Consider the following 1,169-nt stretch of genomic DNA (forward strand, 5'->3'; position numbering starts at 1 on the left):
TACTGCCTGCAGATTTTCTTGTTCTCCGAAAATCATCTCAGCAGATTGTTTAATACCTTCAGCGAACTTACCGTGACTCGCTAAAATAATTCCTATCATCTTATTAAACCTCCCTAAATAAATTTGGACACTTGTATCCGTTTTCAAGTATATAAGTAAAATCTACCAAATACAATCATAAAATATTGGAGAAAATCAGTAAATTTGCCAAAATCCATCATTTTTTTGCAAAAGTTTACGCATGGCTAGACTTTAAAATATTTAAATATACCCTTTTGCTAAAAAAATGGTATTAAATACTGTTAAATCAGTCTCTCACTTAACATGTTATATAAGTTATAGAGATTGCAAAATTATCTTTAATCGAAAAATTAAAGTTTTCTCATATACATAAAAAAATGCGTAAAATCAGATTTTGTATAGATTCTGTACTTTGCATATAATCAATTGTTTGTATAAAATAATATGACATTTAACTAAAAAAGTCGTTTTACCCTTCAGTGATGACAGGAAATATGACACTGATCTTGACATATCTATGACTTATTTGCTGACTACACTTCTTCAATAGGCAGTTCTACACCTAACTTTGTTTCATCAAACGTTTCAGCTGCGGCATCTGACTCTGCGATGAAGTCCCAGATTTCAACATCCGTCCCACGCGAAGCCACGGAGACTTGCGCCAATTCTCCTGAACCACTATTGATACATGCCTCTAGGGAAATGGCTGCCCCGTTAATAACCACAAAGATTTCTTCATTATATTCCTCCCAATCAAGTGTATTTAGCATTCCGTTTTAACAAGACATGTAAGGTATCGTCTGGAGGAATAATCAATCAAGAATAATTGGAAAAAGCGATAATAGATTGCGCACTTGCTTTGAGAAAAAAACAGCTTAATTTCGATTAAATTTGTGCAAACAAAAAGAGCAGATCCGAGGTCCTACCCTTTTCGATCGTTTAACTATTTGTTTAAAGCCTTGATACGTTCAACAGCTTCTGCTGTTTTTTCATAGGTATTGAAGGCTGTTAAACGGAAGTAGCCGGCACCTGAAGGACCGAAACCAACACCTGGTGTCCCAACGATTTGTGCATTTTCTAATAGGAAGTCAAAGAAGTCCCATGAGTCCATTCCTGCTGGTGTTTTCAACCAAACGTAAGGCGCGTTC

At 35.3% G+C, this 1,169-nt stretch carries 1 protein-coding gene and 2 pseudogenes; all 3 read right to left on the reverse strand.

Translation table 11 applies throughout. The features are described 5' to 3' along the window. Positions 1-99 (reverse strand): annotated as a pseudogene (locus tag ACRCJ0_RS14705) (PTS mannose transporter subunit EIIAB); the annotation flags it as partial. A 455-nt stretch (positions 100-554) separates the two neighbouring features. Next, entirely contained in the window at positions 555-791 is a 237-nt protein-coding gene (locus ACRCJ0_RS14710; protein ID WP_431390952.1) for a hypothetical protein, read from the reverse strand. A 173-nt stretch (positions 792-964) separates the two neighbouring features. Further along, a pseudogene (locus ACRCJ0_RS14715) lies at positions 965-1,169 on the reverse strand (LL-diaminopimelate aminotransferase); the annotation flags it as partial.

The organism is Aerococcus sp. L_32 (assembly GCF_050689315.1).

What these genes read in the sequence shown, in the direction of transcription:
- ACRCJ0_RS14710 (WP_431390952.1), bottom strand. Translation starts at nt 791, where the DNA reads ATGCTAAATACACTTGATTGGGAGGAATATAATGAAGAAATCTTTGTG.